The organism is Anaerotruncus massiliensis (ex Togo et al. 2026) (assembly GCF_900199635.1).
In the GTDB taxonomy this organism is placed as follows: Bacteria; Bacillota; Clostridia; order Oscillospirales; family Ruminococcaceae; genus Anaerotruncus; species Anaerotruncus massiliensis.
In genome coordinates, this window is record NZ_LT962687.1 from 2,092,963 (window position 1) to 2,115,635 (window position 22,673).

Consider the following 22,673-nt stretch of genomic DNA (forward strand, 5'->3'; position numbering starts at 1 on the left):
AGCCCCCTCCCGCCGCTGCGGGAGGGGGCTTTCCTCCCTCTTCGCGGGAGGGGGCGGGCCGCTTTCTTTTTTCCCCGAAATTTTGTAAGATGGGGTTGACAAAATCGACCGGCGCGGCTATAATAATATTCAGTAATCATTATCATTATTAAAAATAACCGGTAAGGATTGGAGCCTATGAAATATTCCAGACAGCGGGAGCTTATCCGCCAGGCTGTGACGGAGCACCCCGTGCACCCGACGGCGGACGCCGTCTACGCGATGGTGCGCGAGCGGGAGCCGAACATCAGCCTCGGCACCGTCTACCGCAACCTCAACCAGCTTGCCCAGCAGGGGGAGCTCCTCAAGATCTGCCTGCCCGGCGCGTCCGACCGCTTTGACGCGCGCACCGACGCGCACCACCACCTGCTCTGCGACCGCTGCGGCCGGCTCTACGACATCGAGCTCGGCGACCTGGGCGGCCTCGAGGCCCGCATCCGCGGCATTACCGACTTTACCGTGACCGGCTATCAGGTCTACATCACGGGGATCTGCCAAAACTGTGCCGAAAAGCACTGACAAATAAATTCAAGAAAGAGGTATGTGACATGAAAGATCTGAAGGGCACCAAAACCGAAGCCAACCTTGCCGCGGCGTTTGCGGGCGAAAGCCAGGCGCGCAACAAGTACACCTACTACGCCTCCAAAGCGAAGAAAGAGGGCTTTGTCCAGATTTCCAACCTGTTCTTAGAGACCGCCGCCAACGAGAAGGAGCACGCCGAGATCTGGTTCAAGCTGCTCCATGACGGCATCCCCGACACGGCCGCCTGCCTGAAGGACGCCGCCGCGGGCGAGAACTACGAGTGGACCGACATGTACGCCACCTTCGCCAAGGAAGCCAAGGAAGAGGGCTTCGACAAGATCGCATTCCTCTTTGAGTCGGTCGCCAAGATCGAGAAGGAGCATGAGGAGCGTTACCTCGCCCTGCTCAAGAACGTCGACACCAAGCAGGTGTTCGAGAAGACCGGCATCGTCATCTGGCAGTGCTCCAACTGCGGCCACATCCATGTGGGCGAGAAGGCCCCGCTGGTCTGCCCGGTCTGCGACCATCCGCAGGCGTACTTCCAGCTCCAGTGCAAGAACTACTGATTTTGTTTCCTCCCCAATTTTGAATACGCCTTCCAAATTTTCCGCCCGGTCGAAGACCGGGCGGCTTTTTTATTTTCATTTTATTTGCCGGAAGCATTTTCATCCGCCAAAGAGATATGTTATAATGAACCATAAAAAAAATTGTGGGCGCCGCCATCCGGCCCCGGATGCCGCCGGCCGTGTTGCTACCAGCGACAGAAAGGGGATTATGTGGGTAAAACGAAGCTCCCTCTGCTGAAACAGAACCGAACGATTCTTTCCGAGAAGCTGAAAGAATCCCTCTCCTCCGTCCTGCCGGTGACGGGGATCGTCTTCCTGCTCTGCTTTTCCATCTCCCCCGTTCCCAACAGCCTGCTGATGGGCTTTGTGCTCGGGGCGCTTCTGCTGATTTTGGGGATGGGGCTCTTCACCCTGGGCACCGACCTGGCCATGACCCCGATCGGCAGCCACGTGGGATCCGCCGTCACCAAGTCGCGCAGGGTGTGGCTGATCATCCTTGTGAGCCTGCTCGTGGGCATCTTCATCACCATGTCCGAGCCCGACCTCCAGGTGCTGGCCGAGCAGGTCCCGGGCATCCCCAATATGGTCCTGATCGTCGCCGTGGCGATCGGGGTGGGCGTTTTTCTGGTCGTCGCCATGCTGCGTATGCTGCTGCGCGTCAAGCTCTCCCACCTGCTGATCGGGATCTACGTCTTCGTTTTCCTGCTCGCGCGGTTCGTGCCGCAGGAGTTCCTTTCGGTGGCCTTCGATTCCGGCGGCGTCACCACCGGCCCGATGACGGTGCCGTTCATCATGGCGCTCGGGCTGGGCGTCACGGCCATCCGCAGCGACAGCAACGCCGAAAACGACAGCTTCGGGCTCGTCGCCCTCTGCTCCGTCGGCCCCATCCTGGCGGTGCTGCTCCTCGGCATCGTCTACGGCGCGGGGACGGGCGAATACGTCCCGGTGGTGATCCCCGAGCTGACCGACTCCAGAGAGCTCTCCCAGCTCTTTCTGTCCTCCCTGCCCAAATACATCGAGGAGGTCGCCCTCGCCCTCTGCCCGATCCTCGTCTTTTTCCTCCTCTTCCAGATCGCGGCCCTCCGCCTCAAGAAGGGTGAGCTGATCAAGATCGGGGTGGGCCTCGGCTACACCTATGTCGGGCTGGTGCTCTTTTTGACCGGCGTCAACGTCGGTTTCATGCCCGTCGGCAACTACATCGGCCAGATCATCGGCGGCATGGCGCAGAACTGGATCATCGTGCCGATCGGCGTGGTCATCGGCTATTTCATCGTGGCGGCCGAGCCGGCCGTCCACGTCCTGAACAGGCAGGTCCTTACGATCACCGCAGGCGCCATCCCGCAGAAGGCCCTGTCCACCAGCCTTTCGATCGGCGTCGCGATCTCGGTGGGGCTCGCCATGCTGCGCATCGTGACGGGGCTTCCCATCATGTACCTGCTGGTTCCCGGCTACCTGATCGCCGGGATCCTCACCTTCTTCTCTCCCCCGCTCTTTACCGCCATCGCCTTCGACTCGGGCGGCGTGGCCTCCGGTCCCATGACCGCCACCTTCCTGCTTCCCCTCGCGATGGGGACCTGCAGCGGCGTGGGCGGCAACGTGGTCGTGGACGCCTTCGGCGTCGTGGCCATGGTGGCGATGACCCCGCTGATCACCATCCAGCTGCTGGGCGTTTACTACAAGTACAAATCCAGGGGCGCCGGGGAGGCTGAAGAACCCGCGGAGGACCCCGTGGTCCTGAACGACGACGATATCATCACGTTTTAAAAAAGGGGAGCAGTATGTTGTATTATCTGGTTACGATTACCAAGCGGGAATACGGCGACGCCTACCTGCGATACTTCTACGAAAACGGCGTCCATTCCCTGACCGCCGCCCTCTGCGAGGGCACCGCGCAGCAGAAGACCCTCGACCGCCTGGGAATCGAAAAGACGGAGAAGATCATGCTCTCCGCCGTGGTGTCCGGCCCGCTGGCGTCGGGCCTGCTGAAGGGGCTGATGCGCACCATGCAGATCGACGTGCCGGGCAACGGCATCGCCTTCACGGTCCCGCTGCAGAGCGTCGCGAATTCGGCGAGCCTGCAATATCTGACCCAGGGGCAGAATACAGAACAAAATGGGGTGCTTGTAATGGAAGAAAACCGCTTTTCCCTCGTCGTGGTCATCGCGCACAAAGGCAATACGGAGCTGGTCATGGACGCCGCGCGCGGAGCGGACGCGGGAGGCGGCACCATCATCCACGCCAAGGGGATCGGCGAAAAAAGCGCCATGCCCTTTTTCGGGATGTCCATCGCTTCGGAACAGGAAGTGATCTACATCGTCTCGAAGCAGGAGAACGAAAAAAACATCATCCGCGCCATCATGGAAAAGGCCGGCTCCAGGCAGGACCGGGTCGCCGCGGTCTTTTCCCTGCCGGTCAACCGGGTGGTTGGCCTGCGCAGTCTGACTGACGAATAGCCGCCCGGCGGCGCAAAGAGGACAGGCCCCGCAGCCGGGGCTTGTCCTCTTTTTTCCATCCCCGAGGATTTGCTATTTTCTGTAAAGTCGTGTATACTGTTCGGGTGCGGGCAATGCGCATCGAGTCTCCCCCGCACGGAAGGATGGTTTTTTTGAGCTGGGTCAATGAATCGGTATTTTATCATATCTATCCGCTGGGCTTCTGCGGCGCGCCGCAGCAGAACGAGGGCGGCGAACCCGTCCCCCGGATTGAAAAGCTGCTCGGCTGGATTCCCCACCTGCGGGAGATGCAGGTCAACGCCCTCTACCTCGGGCCGGTGTTCGAGTCGTCCGAGCACGGCTACGACACGAGCGACTACTACACCTTCGACCGGCGGCTGGGCGCCAACGAGGACTTCAAAAGGGTGTGCGCCGCGCTGCATGAAAACGGCATCCGCATCGTGCTCGACGGGGTGTTCAACCACGTCGGCCGCGGCTTCTGGGCGTTCCGGGACGTGCAGCAGAACGGGCAGTCCTCCCGGTATTGCAGCTGGTTCCACAACCTCAACTTCGGCGGCGGCAGCCCAATGGGCGACGCCTTCTGGTACGAGGGCTGGCAGGGGCACTTCAACCTCGTCAAGCTCAATCTGCGCAACCCCGAGGTGGTCGACCACCTGCTCGGCGCGGTGGGCATGTGGATGGACGAATTCGGCATCGACGGCCTGCGCCTCGACGCGGCCGACTGCGTCGACTTCGACTTCTTCCGCCGCCTCAAGGCCTTCTGCCGGGGCAAGCGGCCCGACTTCTGGCTGATGGGCGAGATCATCCACGGCGACTACAACCGCTGGGCCAACCCCGACATGCTCGACTCGGTCACCAACTACGAGTGCGCCAAGGGGCTCTACTCCTCCCACAACGACCGCAACTATTTCGAGATCGCCCACTCGCTCGCGCGGCAGTTCGGCCCGGGCGGTATCTATAAAAACCTCTGCCTCTACAACTTCGTCGACAACCACGATGTGAACCGGCTCGCGTCGGTGCTGCGCAACGAGCGCCACCTTGAAAACGTCTATACCCTGCTCTACACGATGCCGGGCGCGCCGTCGGTCTACTACGGCAGCGAATGGGGCGTCAAGGGCATCAAGCAGAACGGCTCGGACGCCGGGCTGCGCCCCTGCCTCGAGCTCGGGAAGATCGAGGACGCGAATTACCAGCTCTGCGAGCACATCAAGCGGCTCGGCGCCGTCCGCCGCGCGCTGCCCGCGCTCCAGTACGGCGGCTACGACCACGCGCTCATCAAAAATGAACAGTACGCCTTCCGCCGGGAGCTGAACGGCCGGAGCGTCTACGTGGCGCTCAACCTCGCCGAGCATCCCGAATACCTCGAATTCCGCGTGGACGCCTCCCCGCTCGTCGACCTCTTTACCGGGACCTCCTATGAGACGAACGACGGCAACCTCAAGCTGGAGGTTCCCGCCTACGGCTCCCGCATCCTCGTGCCGCAGGAGGAGTGGGAACGCTTCTCCGCCGCTTCGAGCGGCGAGGCCGCATCCACGGGCGCGCCGGCGGCGCCCGTCCCGCCCGCGCCGCGCGAGCTGAAAACCGGACGGTGGCGTCACTTCAAGGGCGGCGAATACGAGGTGATCGGCAAGGCGCGCCACAGCGAGACGCTCGAGGAGCTGGTCGTCTACCGCGCCCTCTACGGGGAAGGCGGGCTTTGGGTGCGCCCGCTCGACATGTTCCTCGAGGACGTCGAGCAGGACGGACGCGTCGTCCCGCGCTTTGTCTACTCAGGCGACTAACCCAAATCCAAACGTTTCGTCCACCTTTTCAAAGGTGGCGGGGCCGCGGGGCAGCGCCCCGCGCCGCTCGCCGCGGCGAGCGGAACGCCCAATCCTTCAGGCGTATTTTTCGGTTCCTTTTTACAAGAGAAAAAGGAACATCGCAAAAGGGCCGCTTCCCATTTGGGAAGCGGCCCTTTGCATCTGCTTCTTTCTTTTCTATCGCAAAAGAAAGAAGCAAAGAAAATGCTCCTGAAGGATCAGGTATCTTGTGCGCTGCGGCGCACGCGTCAGGGCTCCGCCCTGACAACCCGCCGCCTTTTATAAAAGGCGGGCGAAAACTTTTAGATTAAACCCTTTAATCCGCAGTGATCGGCGCGGTTTTCGCCCGGACGAGCGGCAGCAGGTCGCCCGGCGAAACCTCGATCTGGCAGCCGATCCGCCCTCCGCTCACGCAGACCGCCGGGAGCGATTCCACCGCCCTGTCGAACACCGTGGGGAAGAGCTTCCTCATCCCCACCGGCGAGCAGCCGCCCCGGATGTAGCCGGTGGTCTTGTTGATCTCCGCCACCGGAATCATCGCGACCGACTTCTCCCCCACCGCCTTCGCCGCCTTTTTGAGGTCGAGCTCCTTTGCCACGGGGATCACAAACACAAAGTTGCCGCCCGACGCGCCCCTGGTCACGAGCGTCTTATAGACCGCGTCGACGTCCTGCCCGAGCTTTTCCGCCACGCTCACCCCATCGATCTTCCCGTCCGCGTGCCCGTAGACGTGCACACGGTAGGAAATCTTCGCCCGTTCGAGCATCCGCATCGCGTTCGTCTTGGCCTCCGCCATCCTGTCCGCCTCCAAAAAAAGGGCGCGCCCTCGGCGCGCCCCTTAATTTTTTTACATGCCGAGATACGCCTTCTGGACCCGCTCGTCCTCCCGCATCTCCTTGGCGGTGCCGCTCATCACGATCCGCCCCGTCTCGAGCACGTACGCCCTGTCCGCGATCGAAAGCGCCATCTGCGCGTTCTGCTCGACCAGCAGGATCGTCGTCCCGGCGCGGTGCAGCTCCTGGATGATGTCGAAGATCTGCTCCACCAGGATGGGCGCAAGCCCCATCGACGGCTCGTCGAGCATCAGCAGGGTCGGATGGCTCATGAGCGCGCGGCCCATCGCCAGCATCTGCTGCTCGCCGCCCGAGAGGGTGCCCGCCACCTGCCTGCGGCGTTCCCTGAGGCGGGGAAACCGCTCGTAGACGTTTTCGAGGTCGGCGGACAGCGCGGTGGGCTTCTGGGTATAGGCGCCCATCTCGAGGTTCTCCTGCACCGTCATCTGCAAAAAGATGCGCCGCCCCTCGGGCACGTGGGCAAGCCCCAGCTTGACGATGTGGTTGGGGGCCGCCGTGCGGATGTCGCCGTCGAGGAAGGTGATGCTGCCGGTCTTGGTGCGCAGAAGGCCGGAGACCGTCTTGAGGATGGTGCTTTTGCCCGCGCCGTTGGCGCCGATCAGCGAGACGATCTCCCCTTTGGCGACCTCGAAGGAGATGTCCTTGATCGCATGGATGTTGCCGTAGTAGACGTTGATATCACTGACCTTCAGCATCCTGCTTCTCCCCCCTCTTCTTGCCGAGATACGCCTCGATGACCACCGGGTTGCGCCGGATCTCCTCCGGCGTGCCCTTGGCGATGATTTTGCCGTAGTTGAGCACCGCGATCCCCTCGCAGATGCCCATGACAAGGCTCATGTCGTGCTCGATCAGCATGATCGCGATCTGGAAGGTATCGCGGATTTTGTGGATATTCTCCATCAGCTCGGTCGTCTCCGAGGGGTTCATGCCCGCCGCCGGCTCGTCGAGCAGCAGCAGCTTGGGGCCGGTCGCCAGCGCGCGCACGATCTCCAGCCGCCGCTGCGCGCCGTAGGGGAGGCTTCCCGCCTCCGCGTCCGCCTGGTCCTGCATCCCGAAGATCGAGAGCAGCTCCAGCGCCTTCTCCCTCGCCGCCTTCTCCGCCTTCCAGTATTTCGGCAGGCGCAGGGTCGAGGTCAGCATGTTGTAATGGGTGTGGTTGTGCATCCCGATCAGGACGTTGTCGATCACCGACAGGTTCTTAAAGAGCCGGATGTTCTGGAAGGTGCGCGCCACGCCCGCCCGGTTGACCTGGATGGTGCTCATCCCCTTGGTGTCCCTGCCGTCGATGAGGATCTTGCCGCGGGTGGGCTGGTAGACCTTGGTCAGCAGGTTGAAGACGGTCGTCTTGCCCGCGCCGTTCGGGCCGATGAGGCCGCAGATCTCGGTGCGGCCGACGGTGAGGTTGAAGTCGTCGACGGCGGGCAGCCCGCCGAATTCGATGCTCAGCCCGATCGCCTCCATGACGGGGGTATAGGCCTTGTCGCGCTCGGGGAGGATCTTTTCCCGGCTGTCGTAGTCGTTATAGGTCAGCTCGTAATCGCTCATTGCTTGACCGCCTCCCCCTTCTTTTTCCCGCCAAAGCGGTTCATGAACTTCTCAAGCAGCCTGCTCATCGAGAAGTCGTAGGTGCCCATCAGGCCGGAGGGCTTGAAGATCATCACCAAAATGAGCACGATCGAATAGAGCACCATGCGCCACTTGTCGAAGGCGAGCAGCACCTGGGGCAGCGCGGTGAGCACGGTGGCGGAGAGGATCGAACCGAGCATCGAGCCCATGCCGCCGAGCACGACCATCACGAGAATTTCGATCGATTTCATGAAGCCGAAGGTGTTCGGCTGGAGGATGCCGACGTAGGTCGCGTAGAGCGCGCCCGCCACCCCCGCGAAGAACGCCGAGAGGGTGAACGCCATGACCTTGTAGTAGGTGGTGTGAATGCCGCAGCTTTCGGCGGCGATCTCGTTTTCGCGGATCGAGAGGATCGCGCGCCCGTGGCGGGACTTCATGACCATGTGGATCACCAGGCAGGTGATCACCACGCAGATGAACACGTTCGAGACGGTCGCGGCCTTGGGGATGCGCTTGAGGCCGGAGGCGCCGAAGGTGAAGTCGAAGCCGAGCACGCTGTCGATGTTGAGGAGCACGACGCGGATGATCTCGCCGAAGCCGAGGGTGATGATCGCGAGGTAGTCCCCCTTGAGGCGCAGGGCGGGCACACCGATGATGATGCCAAAGATCGCGGCCACCAGCCCCGCCAGCAGAAGCGCCAGCACGACGTAGAAATTGTATTGGAGGTGCGCGGCGGCGGCGTTCGCCCCTTCGGGGAGCTTGTCGAGATTGGGCATGGGCATCGCCTTGAGGAAGATGCCCGCCGCATAGCCGCCGACCGCCATGAACCCGGCGTGCCCGAGCGGAAGCTGCCCGAGGTAGCCGGTCGCCACGTTGAGCGAGACGGCCAAGATGATGTTGATGCCGACAAGCATGAGAATTTTGGTGTAGTAGCTCGAGAGCGCGCCGGTGATGAGGTTGAGCGCCACGAACGCCAGGACGACCAGCGCAGCGTTGATCGCGTAGCGCGCGGGCATGGGGATGCGTTTTTGATTCTGATTCATCTCAACGCCCCCCTTAAACCTTTTCGGTGATGTTGCGCCCGAGGATGCCGGTGGGCTTGACGAGCAGCACGACGATCAGGATGGCGAAGACGACGCCGTCCTTCCACACGGAGAGCCCGACCGCCGAAACGAGCGCCTCGGCCATGCCGATGACGAAGCCGCCGATCATCGCGCCGGGGATCGAGCCGATGCCGCCGAGCACGGCGGCGACGAACGCCTTGAGCCCGAGCATCGAGCCCATGGTGGGATTGGCCTGCGGGTAGGCGCAGAGGTAGAGGATCGCGCCGATGCCCGCCAGCGCGGAGCCGACCGCGAAGGTGAAGGAGACGGTCGCGTTGACGCTGATGCCCATGAGCTGGGCCGCGCCCATATCCTCGCTGACGGCGCGCATCGCCTTGCCGAGCTTGGTCTTCTGGACAAGGAAGGTGAGCACCGCCATCGAGAGGATCGAGACGATGATGGTGAGCATGGCGGGGAAGCTGAGGGTCGTCCCGCCGAAGGAGATGCTCGGCCCGCCGGTGACCGCGGTCATGGCGCTGGACATGTCCTTCGCGCCCGCGCCGAAAATGAGCTGGAAGCCGTTTTCGAGCAGGAAGGAGACGCCGATGGCGGTGATGAGCAGCGAGAGGCGGGGCGCGGAGCGCAGCGGCGTGTAGGCCACCTTCTCAATGACGACGCCGAGCAGGGTGCTCGTCAGGATCGCGATGAGGATGGAGACGACCGGGTGCAGGTGGAAGTTCACCATGCACATCCACGCGGCGTAGGCGCCCACCATGATGATGTCGCCGTGCGCGAAGTTTAAAAGCAGGATGATGCCGTACACCATGCTGTAGCCCAGGGCCACCAGGGCGTAGATGGAGCCGGACTGGAGTCCGTTGACCAGCTGGCTGACGATGGTAGAGAACAGAGACATAGGCTTTGCCACGTCCTTTCTTCGGCGGATGGGGCCCGGCACGCGCCGGCCCGATGGTAGCAAAAATTGCGAACAGCCAATGGCCGTTTCCACGCGAAGCGCCCTTGCCCGCGTAGGAATGCCCATTGGGCGTCCGCCCTCCATGAAGCAGAAGAAACCATGCTAGGGGGAAGAGATGCTCTTCCCCCCGGCACAGTTGTTCCTTGCAGTTGTTCCGTTCGCGGATCAGAAGAGCTCGGTGAAGACCTCTTCGCCGCCAGTCAGCTTGATCATCGCGGCAGATTTGATGGGGTTGTTGTACTCGTCGAACGCATAGGAGCCGGTGATGCCCTCGACCCCGTTGATGCCCTTGATGCCGTCGATCACGGCCTGCTTGTAGTCGTCGGAGCCGGCTTCCAGCCCGGCGGCCTCGGCGGCCTTCAGGCCCTCGACCAGCAGCAGGGCGGCGTCGTAGCCGAGCGGGGCGAACATGTTGGGGATCGCCTCGCCGTACTTGGCCTCGTAGTCGGCCTCGAACTTCTTGACCGCGTCGTTGGAGCCGGGCGCGTAGCCGGAGCAGTAGACGGAGCCCTCAAGGTCCTCCGCGGAGGCGTAGTCCTTGACGCTGCCCCAGCCGTCTCCGCCGAGGAAGGTGCCGGTGACGCCGGCGGCGCGGGCCTGGGTGACGATCATGCCATCATCCTGGTAGTAGTTGGGGGAGAAGACGACGTCGGGGTTCTTGGAGGCGATGTTGGTCATCTGCGCCTTGAAATCCACGTCGCCCTTGCTGTAGCCCTCGGCCGCGACGACCTCGACGCCCAGCTCGCCGCACTTCTCGACGAACGCGTCCTTGAGGCCGACCGAGTAGTCGCTGCCCGTCTCAAAGATGACGGCGGCGGTCTTGGCGCCGAGCTTCTCGGAGGCGTACTGCGCCATCTTCTCGCCCTGGAACGGGTCGATGAAGCAGGAGCGGAAGATGTTGGTGCGGATCTCGCTCGCGGGGTCCTCGGGGTCGATCATCGTGACGCCCGCGGCGGTCGCGGAGGCGGTGACCTGCGGCATGTTGATCGGATAGGTCTCGTCGGCGACGGCGATCGTCGGGCCGGTGAGGACCGAGCCGACCAGCGCGGTGATGCCCTGGTCGAGCAGGCGGTTGAAGGCGGTGACGGCCTCGGTGGCGTCGCCCTTCTCGTCGAGGGCGATAACCTCGATCTGCTTGCCGTTCACGCCGCCGGCCGCGTTGACCTCGTCGAAGTAGAGCATCGCGCCGTTCTTGACCGCGTTGCCGTACATGGCGTTGTCGCCGGTGGTGTTGGCCAGCAGGCCGACCTTGATCGTGTCGCCGGAAGCGGAGGGCGCGCCGTCCGCGGCAGGGGCCTCGGCGCTTCCGTCGGTGGGGGCGGACGGGGCCGCAGGGGTGTCGCTGCCGCCGCAGGCGGCCAGCGAGAGCACCATCATGACCGCTAAGGTCAGTGCCAGTAACTTTTTCATTTTCTTTCCTCCCAATTCAATTGGTAAAGGGGCGGCGTCCGGTGTCGGCCGCTACCGCTTTAAAGTAACAGATTACTTTTTTCAAGTATATTGCAAATACCCTGTAAAATCCATAGTCTTTTTCGCCAATCCTCAAAAGACAAACACGATTTCTTTTAGGATTATTCATAAAATTTTAATTGATTTTTTGGTATTTGTTTTAAATCCCAAAAGACATGCCGCTTTTTTTGACAAATCGGTCAGGGACATCGGAAGATTTCACAAGGATTTGGGCGCGTCTTTGAAGAAATTCCGCCTGCAAAATACATCCGTATTCCACCGGCATCCAAATCCCCGGTTGGCGGCCCTATCTAAATATGATAGAATAAGAAAGACCCGCTGTCAACCATAGAAATCCATTGGAGGAAGTTTCAATATGTTTCATAAACCGACCCTGTGCGCGCTTTTCTGCGCGCTGACGCTCGCGGGCTGCGCGCCCGCTCCCGCGCCGCTCGGGGAGCCCGCGCAGTCCGCGCCCGCCTCCTCCGCGCCGGAGGACGCGGACCCAGCTCCGCCCGCCGCGCCCGCCCCCGCGCCGGAGGGGGAGCGGGCGCGGGAACTGCTCGCGGGGATGACCGACGAGGAAAAGGTCGGCCAGCTCTTCCTCGTCTCGATCCCCGGGACGGGCCTCGACGCGGCCTCCCTCGCCTTTCTCACCGAGGCGAAGATCGGGAACGTCATCCTCTTCGGCAACAACTGTGAAAACGGGGCGCAGATCTCCGCCCTGACCGATTCCATTCAGCGCGCCGTGACCGAGGCGACCGGAGCGCCCGCTCTCATCGCGGTCGACCAGGAGGGCGGGGAGGTCACCCGCGTCACCGACGGCGCCACCGTCTACCCCGGCGCAATGGCCTTCGCCGCATCGGGCGGGAAGCCCACCGCCCTCGACCCCGTGCCCGAGGCGAACGCCCTTAGGATCGAGGGGGAGTTCGTCGGGGAGGAGCTGCGGGCGCTCGGCATCAACTGCAACCTCGCGCCCGTCGCGGACGTGAACACCAACCCGCTGAACCCCGTCATCGGGGTGCGCTCCTACGGCGACGACCCCGAGCGGGTGGCGGGCGCCGCCGCGGCCTACGCGCTCGGGCTGCAGAGCCGTGGGGTGCTGGCGGTCGCCAAGCATTACCCCGGCCACGGGGACACGTCGGTCGACTCCCACTACGGCCTTCCCGTCTCGCAGAAATCCCTCGACGAACTCGCGGCGGCCGAGCTGGTCCCCTTCCTGACCGCAGGCAAGGCGGGCGTCGCGGGCGTGATGGCCGCGCACATCCTCTACCCCCGGATCGACCCGGACGGGCGGCCCGCGACCCTTTCCAAGGCGGTGCTCACCGGCATGCTGCGGGAGGGGGAGGGCCTGTCCAACGGCTTCGAGGGGCTCATCTTCACCGACTCGATGCGCATGGGCGCGGTCACCTCGCAGTACGGTATCGGGAACGCGTGCGTGCTGGCGGTGAACGCGGGGGCCGACATCCTCACGACCGGCACGGGCGGGGACGGCGCGGCGGGCCTGCAGGTCCAGCGCGCCGCCTACAACGAGGTGCTCGCCGCCGTCAAAAACGGCACGATCTCCCGCGAGACGCTCGACGACCGGGTGGGGCGCATCCTGTTCTATAAGGAGAAATACGGGCTCTTCGACGGCGGGCTGCCGCTCGGTCTCGACCACACCCACGAGGAGGAGCACGCCCGCTTCGCGCAGGAGGTCAGCGACAAGAGCATGACGCTGCTGCGCGACCCGCGCGGCCTGCTCCCGCTGGGGACGCTCGCGGAGGAGCGCCTCCTCGCAATCTCCCCGCCCCTTCCCCTCTCGGGACCGACCCCGAGGCCGCCTCCTTCGCTTCCCTCGCGGCTGACCGGTTCTCCGGGCGGCCGCTGCTCGTCGACCCCGTGCCCGACGGGGCGCAGACCGCGGCCTGCGCAGCCGCGGCGGCGGAGGCGGACAGGGTCGTGATCGCGATGACCCGCGCGGAGCAGGCAGGGCTTGTGCGCGCGGTCGCGGATGCCAACCCCGACACCGTCGTGCTGCTGCTCGGGAGCCCCTACCTGGCCGGCCTGCTCCCGCCGGAGGTCACCGCCGTCTGCGGCTACGAGTACACCCCGCTCTCCACCGGAAGCGCCGTCTCCCTGCTCGCGGGAGGGTTTCAGCCGCGCGGCGCGCTTCCCGTGAAATTGGATTAGCTGGAAATTGCACATCTGTTTTTCCGGTCCTGCACAGATTCGACAAAATAATTTTGGCTCCTTTGTGCTGTTTTTCCCATAGCAAACCCTTCCGGGGATTGACATTTCCCCATGCGGGCTGATAAAATAGAGGATATTGAGCGAAGCGGAAAATGCCGCGCGCCGTCCGGCGCGCCCGTGGACGGATGCAGGAACCAGCGGTTTTTCCTGCAAGCACGCCGCTTTGTCCGATATACATCTGAATTGGGAGGAAGAAAGAAATGAAATCGATAAAGAAACTGCTCGCGCTCGCCCTCGCCCTCGCGATGACGGCCGCCCTCGCCGCCTGCGGCGGCAGCCCGGCCCCCGCCGAGACCCCCTCGGACAGCGCGGCCCCCGCCGGAAGCGCCGCCGAGACCCCGGCCGCCCCGGGCAAGACCTACCTCATCGCCACCGACACGACCTTCGCGCCGTTCGAGTTCCAGGACGCGCAGGGCAACTTCGTCGGCATCGACATGGACCTGCTGAAGGCCATCGCGGAGGACCAGGGCTTCCAGTATGAGATCCAGGTGCTCGGCTTCGACGCGTCGCTCCAGTCGGTGCAGTCGGGCCAGTCGGACGGCATGATCGCCGGCATGAGCATCACCGACGCCCGCAGGGAGATCTTCGACTTCTCCGAGCCCTACTTTGATTCGGGCGTCGTGATGGGCATCAAGGCGGACAACGGGGAGATCAAGGGCTACGCCGACCTGGCGGGCAAAAACGTCGCCATCAAGAAGGGCACCGAGGGCGCGGCCTTCGCCGAGAGCATCATGGATGAATACGGCTTCACCGTGACCTACTTCGCCGACTCCTCCAACATGTATGAGGACGTCAAGGCGGGCAACTCGGCCGCCTGCTTCGAGGACTACCCGGTTCTCGGCTACGCGATCTCGCAGGACATCGGGCTCAAGATCGTCACCGAGATGGAGCGCGGCAATTCCTACGGCTTCGCGGTCAACAAGGGCCAGAACCCCGAGCTGATCGAGATGTTCGACGCGGGCCTCCAGAACCTGCGCGACAGCGGCAAATACCAGGAGATCCTCGACACCTATATCAAAAAGTAACCATTCGGCGCGCATCCGTGCGGCGGGGCAGGGCTTGCCCCGCCGCACAGCCGCGTTTTCCCGGCGGTCCGGCTGATCTCCCGCGGCGCGGAGGATGAGCCGAAACGCCGTGTCCACACTTGCCATGAAAGGACGATCGCCGTGCGCTATCTGAAACTGTTGGAAGAGTCGTTCCCCATGCTGGTCAAGGGGCTGGGCGGCACCGTGCAGGTGACGGTCATCTCCCTGCTGATCGCCACCCTGCTCGGCCTGTTCTGCTGCCTTTTGCAGATCTCCGGCAAAAAGCCGCTCCAGTGGATTTCCCAGATTTATATCGACGTCATGCGGGGCGTGCCGGTCATGGTGCTCTCCTTCTTCATCTATTTCGGCGTGCCGAACGGCCTGGGCATCCGCCTCACCGCCGTGCAGGCGGGCGTCATCACCCTCTCCCTCAACGCGGGAGCCTACCTGTCGGAAATCTTCCGCGGCGGCATCCAGGCGGTGAACGTCGGCCAGATGGAGGCCGCGCGCAGCCTCGGGCTCCCCTATGGGCGCGCGATGCGCAAGGTCATCCTGCCCCAGGCGGTGCGGATCGTCATCCCCTCGATGGTCAACCAGTTCATTATCACCCTCAAGGACACCTCGATCCTCTACGCGATCGGCCTGCCCGAGCTCATGCAGAGCGGCAGCCTGATCGTGGCGCGGACCTTCCGCTCCTTCGAGGTGTGGGCGACCGTGGCGGTGATCTACTTCATCATCATCTTCATTCTGTCCAAGATTTCCAAGCGGATCGAAAGGAGGCTCCACAATGGCAAAGGTAAGGGTTAAGGGCCTCCGCAAGGACTTCGGCTCGCTGGAGGTGCTCCGGGGCATCGACCTCGAGGTGCGCGAGGGGGAGGTCGTCTGCATGATCGGGCCGTCCGGCTCCGGCAAATCGACCTTCCTGCGCTGCCTCAACTTCCTCGAGACGCCCACGGGCGGAGAGGTCGAGGTGGACGGATACCTCCTCACCGACGGCAAGACCGACCTCAACAAAATCCGTGAGAACATCGGCATGGTGTTCCAGCAGTTCAACCTCTTCCCCCACCTGACGGTGACCGGGAACATCACGATGGCCCCGCTCGACCGGAAAAAGCTCGACAAGCCCGCCGCGGAAAAGAAGGCGCGCGAGCTGCTCGAGCGGGTGGGCCTCGCGGACAAGGCGGACGCCTACCCGGCGCAGCTTTCGGGCGGGCAGCAGCAGCGGGTGGCGATCGCCCGCGCGCTGGCGATGGACCCGGACATCATGCTCTTCGACGAGCCGACCTCCGCGCTCGACCCCGAGATGGTCGGCGAGGTGCTCGCGGTCATGCGCCAACTGGCCGACGCGGGCATGACGATGGTGGTCGTCACCCACGAGATGGGCTTTGCCCGCGAGGTCGCCGACCGGGTGATCTTCATGGACGGCGGCGTGATCGTCGAGCAGGGCACCCCCGAGGAGATCTTCGGCCATCCGCGCGAGCAGCGCACGATCGATTTCCTCAACAAGGTCCTGTAGCTTCCGCCGCCCTCCAAAATTGCCCGCCTTTTCAATGGGGCGGCTGGATCCTGAGAAGCGCTTTTTGGTTCTTTTTCCAGGAAAAAAACGGGACCGGTACCCAACGGGTACCGGTCCCTCCTGTTTTTCCCGCTATTCCCCCGGGCGCATCGCCCTCATGAAGGCGCCGATGAGCTTGTCGCACATCGCCTCCATGCTGTAGGCGCCGTCCCGCAGGCACCAGTCGTAGATGAGCCCGCGCAGCTGGATGTCGAGCATCTGGGAAAGCTCGGTGCAGGCGATCGCGCCGGTGATCTCCCCCCGCTCCTGCCCCTCGTGGACATACTGGTTGAGCAGCTTGACGTACCGGCGGCTTTCACTCGTCAAAAACTTCGGCCCCCGCGTCACGAGCTGGGTGGAATAGATCTCGGTGATGATCTGGCGGCTGAGCTTGAGCTCCATGTTCTTGCAGACGAACCGGCAGAGCGCCACGATGCGGTCGGCGCTCGGCATGACGGGCGGGCACTGGGCCGCCCACGCGTCGTAGTCGTTGTCGAACTTGTCGGGCAGCGCCGAAAGCAGCTCGTCCTTCGCGGAAAAATAGTGGTAGAACGCGCCCTTGGAGGTGCCGGTCGCGGCGATGATCTCGTCGACCGACACGTTTTCATAGCCCTTCTCGTCGAAGAGCCGCCACGCGGCCTCCGCGATGCGTTCCCGGACTTCCGTCTTTGCCATCGGCCTTCCCTCCCCGTCTGGTTTCATTTTATACCAACCGCCGCCCGCGCGCAAGGGGGCCCCGGCTCAAAAGCGCGCGCCCCCGAGGGGGCGCGCGGCGGATCGCTATTTCCTGCGGCAGGCCCCGCGCTCCCGCAGGATGCGCAGCTGGTCGTCGAGGTAGACCTGCGGCACTGACTTGATGTCGAAGTGGACGAGGTCGAAGGTGAGGTTCATGAGCGGCCCGGTGACGAGCGCCACGATGACGGTGGCGACGCCGAACCGCCCGCCGAGCAGGGTGCCCGCCAAAATGGCGGAGAGCTCGAGCCCGCTCTTGGTGAACCGCACTGACCAGCCCGTCCGGCGGACGATGCCGATCATGAGCCCCTCGCGGGGACCGGCCCCCAGCCCCGCCCCCACATAGAAGTAGGTGGCGACGTTGAGCACCATGAGCCCGCAGGCCACCATCAGCAGCTTCTGCGAAAGGTTTTGGGCCGCGGGGATCAGATGATGCGCCTGGATGACGTCGACGATCGGGCCGGTGATGACCAGGTCGAGGATGTTCCCCAGCCCGATGCGGATACCCATCCGCCAGTTGACCGCCAGCAGCACGACCGAGACGCCCAGCACCGCGGCCCCCAGCGAGATGCCCAGCGTGTGGGAGAGGCCGTCGCTCAGGACGTCCCACGGGGCCATGCCGATGCCCGACTGCGCGAACACGACGATGCCCACCGCGTAGAGCAGCAGTCCCACCAGCAGTTTGGACATGGATTTTACCGTGATATTGATGTTGTCAGCCTCCCTCTCCCCGGACGTTCTGATACGCGCGGGAGGTTCAGATCTTTTTCTTCTTCCTGTAGATCAGGATGCCGACGGCGACCACCAGCACGACGTTCAGCAGCATCTGCAGCGGCAGCGGGATGAACATCGATCCCACCGTCAGGATGAGCAGCGCGGAGATGACGCCGAAGGCGCCCAGGTCGGGGCGCTTGAGCATGAAGTTGGTGAACATGATCGCGAAGATCGAGGCGGGCACGTATTTGAACGCGTCCTTGACCGACGCGGGCAGCGCGCCGAGCAGCAGGGTCCCGCCGATCGCGCCGAGGGTGACGAAGATCAGGTTGGTGACGATCGAGCCCGCAATGCCGATCGTCGCCATGAGCTCGCCCTCCTTGGTGCCCGGCTTCACGCCGGTGACCTCCTGCGCGACCATCGCGCAGGGCAGGCGCATGTTGCTGATGTTGCCGCTCAAAAAGGCCATGTAGCTGCCCGCCGCGCCGAGCACGCCGTAGTAGGAGATCGGCTCGACCACCATCCAGGCGAACCCGGAGGAGACGACGAGCGTAAAGATGATCGCGATCTCGGCGGGGGTGGGCACGACGCCGTACACCAGCCAGAGGGTGAACGCGGGCACGAACGCCAGCACGAACCCGATGATCAGCGTGATGCTCCCGATGCGGATGGAGGGCTTTCCAAACTCCCTTGTGAACTGGTCGTCCGACATGCCCTTGAAATTCGATTCAGTCACTGCACTTTTCATCTCCTCAACCTCCAATCAGCCAGGCGCAGACCGGCGCGCAGACGATGCCCACGATCATGGCGATGCCCATGTGGTACTCCCGCAGCCAGGGCAGCTTTTTCACCGTCCTGGAGAGCCCCACCATGCAGAGCGACGCGCTCACGCAGGCGACGATCATCGGCAGCCCGGTCAGGCAGTTTTCCATCGTCATGTAGGACATGATGCCCAGCATGCTGGCCGTGCTGATCAGGGTCATGAGGTTTTTGTCGTATTTTTCGACCTTGACCTGCACCTTGTTCATCTGTGGGATAAAGACCAGCACGACGATCCAGGCCACCGAGAAGAGGCTCATCCCCCACAGGGCGGCGGCGTAGGCGCGGATGCCGAAGTCGGCGGCGCCCAGCGCGCTGCCCACGGCCTGCGCGCCGAGGCCGGCGTTGATCATTTCGCCCGCGGCGGCGCCCATGACGGAAAGCCGCATCCACGAAACGGGCGACCCGACGGCGGACATGAGTCCCACCATCATGATGAAGACCGCGACGGACGGCCCGATGGCCGAGATCATCCCGGCGCGGAAGGCCTTGACGCAGTCGCTCTTGGAGATTCCCATCTTGACGGCGGTGGCGAACGCCCGGCGGGTATACAGAACCGCCTGGCAGAGCACCAGCAGCACCAGCGGGAAGCAGGATAGCCACATGATCGGGCTGTTTGCTATCGACAGATAATCGCTCATTTTTACCGCTCCTCAATTCTTTTGATCCGAAAAACACCTCTGGCGGCCGCTTTTTCTGTGGCCGGCCGCCGGTTCCACCGCCCCCTTACTGATTGCCGAACAACAAAATCAAACCGCCCCCCGTTATCGGTACAGACTATAGTTTGTTTTTGCTTTAACGTGTTAAATCATAGCGAATTTAAAGCGATTTGTCAAGAGCCCGCCGCGTTTTTCCGGAAAATTCATTCCCCGCCTTGACTTTTGCGCCCGGGGTTCCTATAATGGACATCAACAGCCCCCAGGGGCAGCCGAACAACAAAGCCGGACAGGAATTCTCCGCATGGGCCGAGCGGCCGATGCGTATTCCGTTTGGGCTTTTTTTGTTTTCCCGCCGGTGCACAACGCAAACAGAAAGAAGGATTCTCATGCTGGTACTGAAAAACTGCCGCCTGATCCCGGCGCTTACCGAAGGATACGACCTGCCCGCCGCCGACCTCGTCCTCGACGGGGAGCTCATCGCGGACATCCGCCCGGCGGGCGGGAGCTACGAGGACGCGCCCGTCCTCGACATGGCGGGCAAAACCGTTCTGCCCGGCCTCTTCGACCTGCACACCCACCTGCACTCCCTCTCGGGCAACCTGATGGAGAACCAGCTCAAGGATTTCGGCACCTCCTGCTTCGACACCTGCGAATACGCCAATACCTATCTGAAGCTCGGCTACACCACCGTGCGCGACATGGGCAGCAACAGCCGCTGCGCCATCGCCGTGCGCAACGCGGTGCAGAAGGGCCAGATCACCGGCCCGCGCATCTACAGCGCGGGGCTGATGATCTCCCCCAAGGACGCGGGCAACGACGCCTTCAGCCTCATGTACAACGAGGCGGACGGGCGCGAGGCGGTCATCGGCGCGGTGCGCGAGGAGATCGCGCACGGGTGCGACTTCGTCAAATACATGGTGTCGGGCGCCTTCCTCAACGAGGGCAGCGTGCCGGGCAACCTGATCACGACGGAGGAGGAGCTGCGCACGGTGGTCGACACCGCGGCGGCCCGCGACAAATACGTGGCCGTCCACTGCCACGGAACCGAGGGCATCAAAATGAGCATCCGCGCGGGCGTGCACACGATCGAGCACGCCACCCTCATCGACGAGGAGGGCGTCGACATGCTCGTCGGCTCGAAGGACACCTTTCTCGTCCCGACGATCGGCATCTTCCAGTTCCTCATCGACCTGAGCAAGGCCGACTCGAACGACTGGCGCGCCCTCAAGGCCAAGACCTACCTCCCCCTGCTCCAGCAGAGCCTGCGGACCGCCTACAAGGCGGGGCTCAAGTTCGGCTGGGGCACCGACCTGGACATGGGCTCCTACGTGGAGAACCCCGCGCAGGAATTTCTGGTCCGCCGCGACCTGATCGGCATCTCCAACATCGACCTGCTGCGCCAGGCCACGATCAACAGCGCGGAGATCGCCGGCGCGGCCGACATGACCGGCTCGGTCAGGATCGGCAAATACGCCGACCTCGTGGTGATCGACGGCAACCCGGACGAGGACATCTCCGTCATGGGCAAGCCCCGCGCGCACGTCTTCAAGGGCGGCGTCCACGTCGGCTGAGGAGTTCCCCGGGAACGGCAAAAAAGGGCCCCGGTGCTTACGCACCGGGGCCCTTTCATCACGTTATTTCCGCGCCGGGCTCACGCCGCGGCAATCGCCGGCGTTTTCGCGCCGAGCATCCCCATCAGCAGGTCCACGCAGGCGGTCAGCGAAAAGACAAAATCCACGCCGTAGGAGGGGGCGAGCTGGGAGTACTGCTCGTGCAGCTCGTTGATCTGCTCGTAGAGCGCGGTGCTGTGGTCGATTTCCGCCGCGTTGGAGATGAGGTCGACCGCGTGCAGCATGCTGCGGCGTCGGTAGCCGTAGAACTGCATGAGGACTTCATATTTGAAGTGGCCGGCCTTGCTGCCGTCGAACGATTCGGAATGGGCGTAGCAGAAGAAGTCGGACATGAAGTGGCAGAGGATGCCCAGCTGCTTGCTGTATTCCTCCACCGACATGTTGTCGCCTTCCTTTGACAGGTGTTCCGCGCGCGCCATCACAAGGTCGTAAATGTCCTTTTTAAAATGCGAGAGCTTGAGCAGGCTCGGCGCAATATCGGGCAGGACGTTCCACCTCACAAAGCTCCCCTTGTCGAGCTCCACGCCGAGATTTTCGGTGAAGTAGGTGTAGAGGTACCTGCCCATCGTGATGTGCGAAAATAGGTTCATTGGAAACACCGCTTTCTGGTTATTGGGCCCGGGGGCCCTTTATCTGCAAGGCGTCAAGGCGCGCCGCGCTGCGGGTTTGGTCCTGGCGGCGACCCGCGCCACCGTTCGGGCAGCATCGCCCGGAAGGAGCGCGCGAAGCCGTAATGGCCGCGCCGGTAACAGACGCGCAGCGCAACCCAGGCCGTCGCGAAGTAGAGCAGCAGGTTCACATGGGAGAGCGCGACGACGACCGTGTCGTAGTGGGCGATCCACCCGGCCTGCTTGTCGGCCGCGAAAATCTGCTGCAATACCAGGAACTGGTTGAGGAACACCATGACCGCCAGCGCCCCGAACGAGGCGAACATCCCGCGGCTGCGGTGCCGCGCCGCCGCGATGAGCGCCATCACGAGCACGGGGATCTGGTAACGCTCGTGCATACGGGTCGTGAACATGAAGACGGTCTGCATGAAGAGGAACCCCATCAGCCAGACGCTCTTTTCGGTGGCCGTGAACCACACGGCCACAAGCAGCGCCAGAGCCGCGGCCAAAAGCAGGGTCGAAAGGTGGTCCGCCTGGATCAGACCGAGGATTTTCGTGCTGAAATGCTTGTAATTGAGCCCCGCCGACGAATAGAAGTTGAAGGCGTTGAGGCTGGCCCCCTGGTACTGGCCGAAGCCGCCGAAGTAGATCTCCAGCGGCAGCGCCCAGCCCGAACGCGCCATGAAGGGCAGGAAGACCGCGAGCACCGTGCCCGCTCCCGCCGCCACGGTCCGGAAAATCCGTCTGGGCGGATAGGAGGTGAGCAGCGCGACCGCGTAGACGGGCGCGAAGTAAAGGGACTGGAACTTCATCAGGCAGGCCAGCGCCATGACGGCGCCCGACCAGACGGGCCTTCCCTCCTCGAGCAGCAGGAAGGCGAGCACCACCAAAAAGATCATGATGCTGTCCGTCTGCCCCCAGTAGGAGGAGTTGAGGATCCCGGCGGGATTGACCGCCCAGATCGCGGCTCCGGCCAGCCCCACGAGCTGCCCCTCCCGCCGCAGCACGCGGTAGAGGAGCGGGATGCACGCGAGGTCGAACAGCACCTGCCACCCCTTGAGGGCGAGCATCATATAGGGGTCGAAGGCGCGCACCGCGCCGATCCCGAGCAGCTTCCCCGTCAGGAAGAGGGGGAAGAGAAAAAGGGGCGGATAGTCAAGGTTCCCTATATTGTTATAAGCGCCGAAGAAGTCGTTTGCCACTCCGGTCGACCAGTCCACGTAGAAGCTCAGGTCGAAATAGTGCACGGTGATATAGGCGACCATCAGCCGCACCAGCGCGGCGAACGCCACCAGCACGGTCAAAAACCAGCGAATCTGCCCGCGTGAGGGACAAAAGGAAGCGCCCAGTCTTTTTTCATCCATCAGTTTACTTCCATTGCAATCAAAATTTTATCATATCGCGCCAAAACTGTCTGTTGAAGGTGTGAAA

The 22,673-nt window shown here is 63.2% G+C and carries 24 protein-coding genes; 12 read left to right on the forward strand and 12 right to left on the reverse strand.

Features of this window, described 5'->3' with window-relative positions:
• Positions 1–177 precede the first annotated feature (177 nt).
• The 5 genes from C1A13_RS10315 (at position 178) to C1A13_RS10335 (ending at position 5,361) form a co-directional block, all read left to right on the forward strand.
• The gene (locus C1A13_RS10315) at positions 178–558 is read left to right on the forward strand and encodes a Fur family transcriptional regulator (RefSeq protein ID WP_101551706.1); all 381 of its coding nucleotides are present in this window, start codon (positions 178–180) and stop codon (positions 556–558) included.
• A 29-nt stretch (positions 559–587) separates the two neighbouring features.
• Complete coding sequence (gene rbr, locus C1A13_RS10320; protein WP_101551708.1) at positions 588–1,127, forward strand: rubrerythrin; 540 nt, start codon at positions 588–590, stop codon at positions 1,125–1,127.
• A 210-nt stretch (positions 1,128–1,337) separates the two neighbouring features.
• The gene (locus tag C1A13_RS10325) at positions 1,338–2,891 is read left to right on the forward strand and encodes a DUF1538 domain-containing protein (RefSeq protein WP_242970855.1); all 1,554 of its coding nucleotides are present in this window, start codon (positions 1,338–1,340) and stop codon (positions 2,889–2,891) included.
• Positions 2,892–2,908: 17 nt separating this feature from the next.
• On the forward strand, positions 2,909–3,580 hold the full coding sequence (locus tag C1A13_RS10330; protein ID WP_101551710.1) for a P-II family nitrogen regulator: 672 nt from the start codon (positions 2,909–2,911) through the stop codon (positions 3,578–3,580).
• 143 nt (positions 3,581–3,723) lie between these two features.
• Positions 3,724–5,361: a DUF1653 domain-containing protein gene (locus tag C1A13_RS10335; RefSeq protein WP_101551712.1), complete on the forward strand. Its 1,638-nt coding sequence runs from the start codon at positions 3,724–3,726 to the stop codon at positions 5,359–5,361.
• Positions 5,362–5,698: 337 nt separating this feature from the next.
• Here C1A13_RS10335 and ybaK read toward each other — a convergent pair whose 3' ends face one another.
• The 6 genes from ybaK to C1A13_RS10365 all read right to left on the reverse strand — a co-directional run bounded on the left by ybaK (position 5,699) and on the right by C1A13_RS10365 (position 11,228).
• Complete coding sequence (ybaK, locus tag C1A13_RS10340) at positions 5,699–6,178, reverse strand: Cys-tRNA(Pro) deacylase (RefSeq protein ID WP_101551714.1); 480 nt, start codon at positions 6,176–6,178, stop codon at positions 5,699–5,701.
• 51 nt (positions 6,179–6,229) lie between these two features.
• Entirely contained in the window at positions 6,230–6,931 is a 702-nt protein-coding gene (locus C1A13_RS10345) for an ABC transporter ATP-binding protein (protein ID WP_101551716.1), read from the reverse strand.
• A complete protein-coding gene (locus tag C1A13_RS10350) occupies positions 6,915–7,697 on the reverse strand; it encodes an ABC transporter ATP-binding protein (RefSeq protein WP_370867172.1) in 783 nt (260 codons plus the stop codon). The genes C1A13_RS10345 and C1A13_RS10350 overlap by 17 nt, the downstream gene beginning before the upstream one ends.
• 80 nt (positions 7,698–7,777) lie before the next feature.
• Positions 7,778–8,845 (reverse strand): branched-chain amino acid ABC transporter permease, encoded by a 1,068-nt coding sequence (locus tag C1A13_RS10355; RefSeq protein WP_101551720.1) that lies wholly within the window; start codon positions 8,843–8,845, stop codon positions 7,778–7,780.
• A gap of 13 nt (positions 8,846–8,858) precedes the next feature.
• Positions 8,859–9,758, reverse strand: coding sequence for a branched-chain amino acid ABC transporter permease (locus tag C1A13_RS10360; protein ID WP_101551722.1), 900 nt, complete (start codon positions 9,756–9,758; stop codon positions 8,859–8,861).
• Positions 9,759–9,983: 225 nt separating this feature from the next.
• Positions 9,984–11,228: an ABC transporter substrate-binding protein gene (locus C1A13_RS10365; protein WP_101551724.1), complete on the reverse strand. Its 1,245-nt coding sequence runs from the start codon at positions 11,226–11,228 to the stop codon at positions 9,984–9,986.
• Between C1A13_RS10365 and C1A13_RS14650 the strand changes: the two genes are divergently transcribed.
• The 6 genes from C1A13_RS14650 (at position 11,194) to C1A13_RS10390 (ending at position 16,040) form a co-directional block, all read left to right on the forward strand.
• On the forward strand, positions 11,194–11,619 hold the full coding sequence (locus C1A13_RS14650; RefSeq protein WP_146021714.1) for a hypothetical protein: 426 nt from the start codon (positions 11,194–11,196) through the stop codon (positions 11,617–11,619). The two genes, C1A13_RS10365 and C1A13_RS14650, sit on opposite strands and share 35 nt — an antisense overlap.
• Positions 11,620–11,643: 24 nt before the next feature.
• Positions 11,644–13,212, forward strand: a complete 1,569-nt coding sequence (locus C1A13_RS10370; protein ID WP_101551727.1) for a glycoside hydrolase family 3 protein — start codon at positions 11,644–11,646, stop codon at positions 13,210–13,212.
• Complete coding sequence (locus tag C1A13_RS10375) at positions 13,209–13,439, forward strand: hypothetical protein (RefSeq protein WP_146021715.1); 231 nt, start codon at positions 13,209–13,211, stop codon at positions 13,437–13,439. Before C1A13_RS10370 ends, C1A13_RS10375 begins: the two co-directional genes overlap by 4 nt.
• A 260-nt stretch (positions 13,440–13,699) precedes the next feature.
• Positions 13,700–14,524, forward strand: a complete 825-nt coding sequence (locus C1A13_RS10380) for a transporter substrate-binding domain-containing protein (protein WP_101551731.1) — start codon at positions 13,700–13,702, stop codon at positions 14,522–14,524.
• A 141-nt stretch (positions 14,525–14,665) separates the two neighbouring features.
• Entirely contained in the window at positions 14,666–15,331 is a 666-nt protein-coding gene (locus C1A13_RS10385) for an amino acid ABC transporter permease (protein WP_242970857.1), read from the forward strand.
• Positions 15,312–16,040 (forward strand): amino acid ABC transporter ATP-binding protein, encoded by a 729-nt coding sequence (locus C1A13_RS10390; protein WP_101551733.1) that lies wholly within the window; start codon positions 15,312–15,314, stop codon positions 16,038–16,040. The genes C1A13_RS10385 and C1A13_RS10390 overlap by 20 nt, the downstream gene beginning before the upstream one ends.
• Positions 16,041–16,172: 132 nt before the next feature.
• Here the strand turns inward: C1A13_RS10390 and C1A13_RS10395 are convergent, their stop codons facing one another.
• From C1A13_RS10395 to C1A13_RS10410, 4 genes are all read right to left on the reverse strand, one after another.
• A complete protein-coding gene (locus C1A13_RS10395) occupies positions 16,173–16,754 on the reverse strand; it encodes a TetR/AcrR family transcriptional regulator (protein ID WP_172439248.1) in 582 nt (193 codons plus the stop codon).
• A gap of 105 nt (positions 16,755–16,859) precedes the next feature.
• Positions 16,860–17,501: a YczE/YyaS/YitT family protein gene (locus C1A13_RS10400; RefSeq protein WP_101551737.1), complete on the reverse strand. Its 642-nt coding sequence runs from the start codon at positions 17,499–17,501 to the stop codon at positions 16,860–16,862.
• 67 nt (positions 17,502–17,568) lie between these two features.
• Positions 17,569–18,273: a hypothetical protein gene (locus tag C1A13_RS10405; RefSeq protein ID WP_101551739.1), complete on the reverse strand. Its 705-nt coding sequence runs from the start codon at positions 18,271–18,273 to the stop codon at positions 17,569–17,571.
• A 4-nt stretch (positions 18,274–18,277) separates the two neighbouring features.
• Positions 18,278–18,985 carry a DUF5058 family protein gene (locus tag C1A13_RS10410; protein ID WP_101551741.1) on the reverse strand — a complete coding sequence of 236 codons (708 nt, stop codon included), beginning with the start codon at positions 18,983–18,985 and terminating at the stop codon, positions 18,278–18,280.
• A gap of 404 nt (positions 18,986–19,389) precedes the next feature.
• Between C1A13_RS10410 and C1A13_RS10415 the strand changes: the two genes are divergently transcribed.
• A complete protein-coding gene (locus C1A13_RS10415) occupies positions 19,390–20,574 on the forward strand; it encodes a metal-dependent hydrolase family protein (RefSeq protein ID WP_172439249.1) in 1,185 nt (394 codons plus the stop codon).
• An 80-nt stretch (positions 20,575–20,654) separates the two neighbouring features.
• Here the strand turns inward: C1A13_RS10415 and C1A13_RS10420 are convergent, their stop codons facing one another.
• Both C1A13_RS10420 and C1A13_RS10425 read right to left on the reverse strand, forming a co-directional pair.
• Positions 20,655–21,224: a zinc dependent phospholipase C family protein gene (locus C1A13_RS10420; protein ID WP_101551744.1), complete on the reverse strand. Its 570-nt coding sequence runs from the start codon at positions 21,222–21,224 to the stop codon at positions 20,655–20,657.
• A gap of 53 nt (positions 21,225–21,277) precedes the next feature.
• Entirely contained in the window at positions 21,278–22,606 is a 1,329-nt protein-coding gene (locus C1A13_RS10425) for a glycosyltransferase 87 family protein (RefSeq protein WP_101551746.1), read from the reverse strand.
• Between the last annotated feature and the right edge of the window lie 67 nt (positions 22,607–22,673).

What these genes read in the sequence shown, in the direction of transcription:
- C1A13_RS10315 (WP_101551706.1), top strand. Translation starts at nt 178, where the DNA reads ATGAAATATTCCAGACAGCGGGAGCTTATCCGCCAGGCTGTGACGGAG.
- rbr (WP_101551708.1), top strand. Translation starts at nt 588, where the DNA reads ATGAAAGATCTGAAGGGCACCAAAACCGAAGCCAACCTTGCCGCGGCG.
- C1A13_RS10335 (WP_101551712.1), top strand. Translation starts at nt 3,724, where the DNA reads ATGGTTTTTTTGAGCTGGGTCAATGAATCGGTATTTTATCATATCTAT.
- ybaK (WP_101551714.1), bottom strand. Translation starts at nt 6,178, where the DNA reads ATGGCGGAGGCCAAGACGAACGCGATGCGGATGCTCGAACGGGCGAAG.
- C1A13_RS10345 (WP_101551716.1), bottom strand. Translation starts at nt 6,931, where the DNA reads ATGCTGAAGGTCAGTGATATCAACGTCTACTACGGCAACATCCATGCG.
- C1A13_RS10350 (WP_370867172.1), bottom strand. Translation starts at nt 7,697, where the DNA reads ATGGAGGCGATCGGGCTGAGCATCGAATTCGGCGGGCTGCCCGCCGTC.
- C1A13_RS10355 (WP_101551720.1), bottom strand. Translation starts at nt 8,845, where the DNA reads ATGAATCAGAATCAAAAACGCATCCCCATGCCCGCGCGCTACGCGATC.
- C1A13_RS10360 (WP_101551722.1), bottom strand. Translation starts at nt 9,758, where the DNA reads ATGTCTCTGTTCTCTACCATCGTCAGCCAGCTGGTCAACGGACTCCAG.
- C1A13_RS14650 (WP_146021714.1), top strand. Translation starts at nt 11,194, where the DNA reads ATGACCGCTAAGGTCAGTGCCAGTAACTTTTTCATTTTCTTTCCTCCC.
- C1A13_RS10365 (WP_101551724.1), bottom strand. Translation starts at nt 11,228, where the DNA reads ATGAAAAAGTTACTGGCACTGACCTTAGCGGTCATGATGGTGCTCTCG.
- C1A13_RS10370 (WP_101551727.1), top strand. Translation starts at nt 11,644, where the DNA reads ATGTTTCATAAACCGACCCTGTGCGCGCTTTTCTGCGCGCTGACGCTC.
- C1A13_RS10380 (WP_101551731.1), top strand. Translation starts at nt 13,700, where the DNA reads ATGAAATCGATAAAGAAACTGCTCGCGCTCGCCCTCGCCCTCGCGATG.
- C1A13_RS10390 (WP_101551733.1), top strand. Translation starts at nt 15,312, where the DNA reads ATGGCAAAGGTAAGGGTTAAGGGCCTCCGCAAGGACTTCGGCTCGCTG.
- C1A13_RS10395 (WP_172439248.1), bottom strand. Translation starts at nt 16,754, where the DNA reads ATGGCAAAGACGGAAGTCCGGGAACGCATCGCGGAGGCCGCGTGGCGG.
- C1A13_RS10400 (WP_101551737.1), bottom strand. Translation starts at nt 17,501, where the DNA reads ATGTCCAAACTGCTGGTGGGACTGCTGCTCTACGCGGTGGGCATCGTC.
- C1A13_RS10405 (WP_101551739.1), bottom strand. Translation starts at nt 18,273, where the DNA reads ATGAAAAGTGCAGTGACTGAATCGAATTTCAAGGGCATGTCGGACGAC.
- C1A13_RS10410 (WP_101551741.1), bottom strand. Translation starts at nt 18,985, where the DNA reads ATGAGCGATTATCTGTCGATAGCAAACAGCCCGATCATGTGGCTATCC.
- C1A13_RS10415 (WP_172439249.1), top strand. Translation starts at nt 19,390, where the DNA reads ATGCTGGTACTGAAAAACTGCCGCCTGATCCCGGCGCTTACCGAAGGA.
- C1A13_RS10420 (WP_101551744.1), bottom strand. Translation starts at nt 21,224, where the DNA reads ATGAACCTATTTTCGCACATCACGATGGGCAGGTACCTCTACACCTAC.
- C1A13_RS10425 (WP_101551746.1), bottom strand. Translation starts at nt 22,606, where the DNA reads ATGGATGAAAAAAGACTGGGCGCTTCCTTTTGTCCCTCACGCGGGCAG.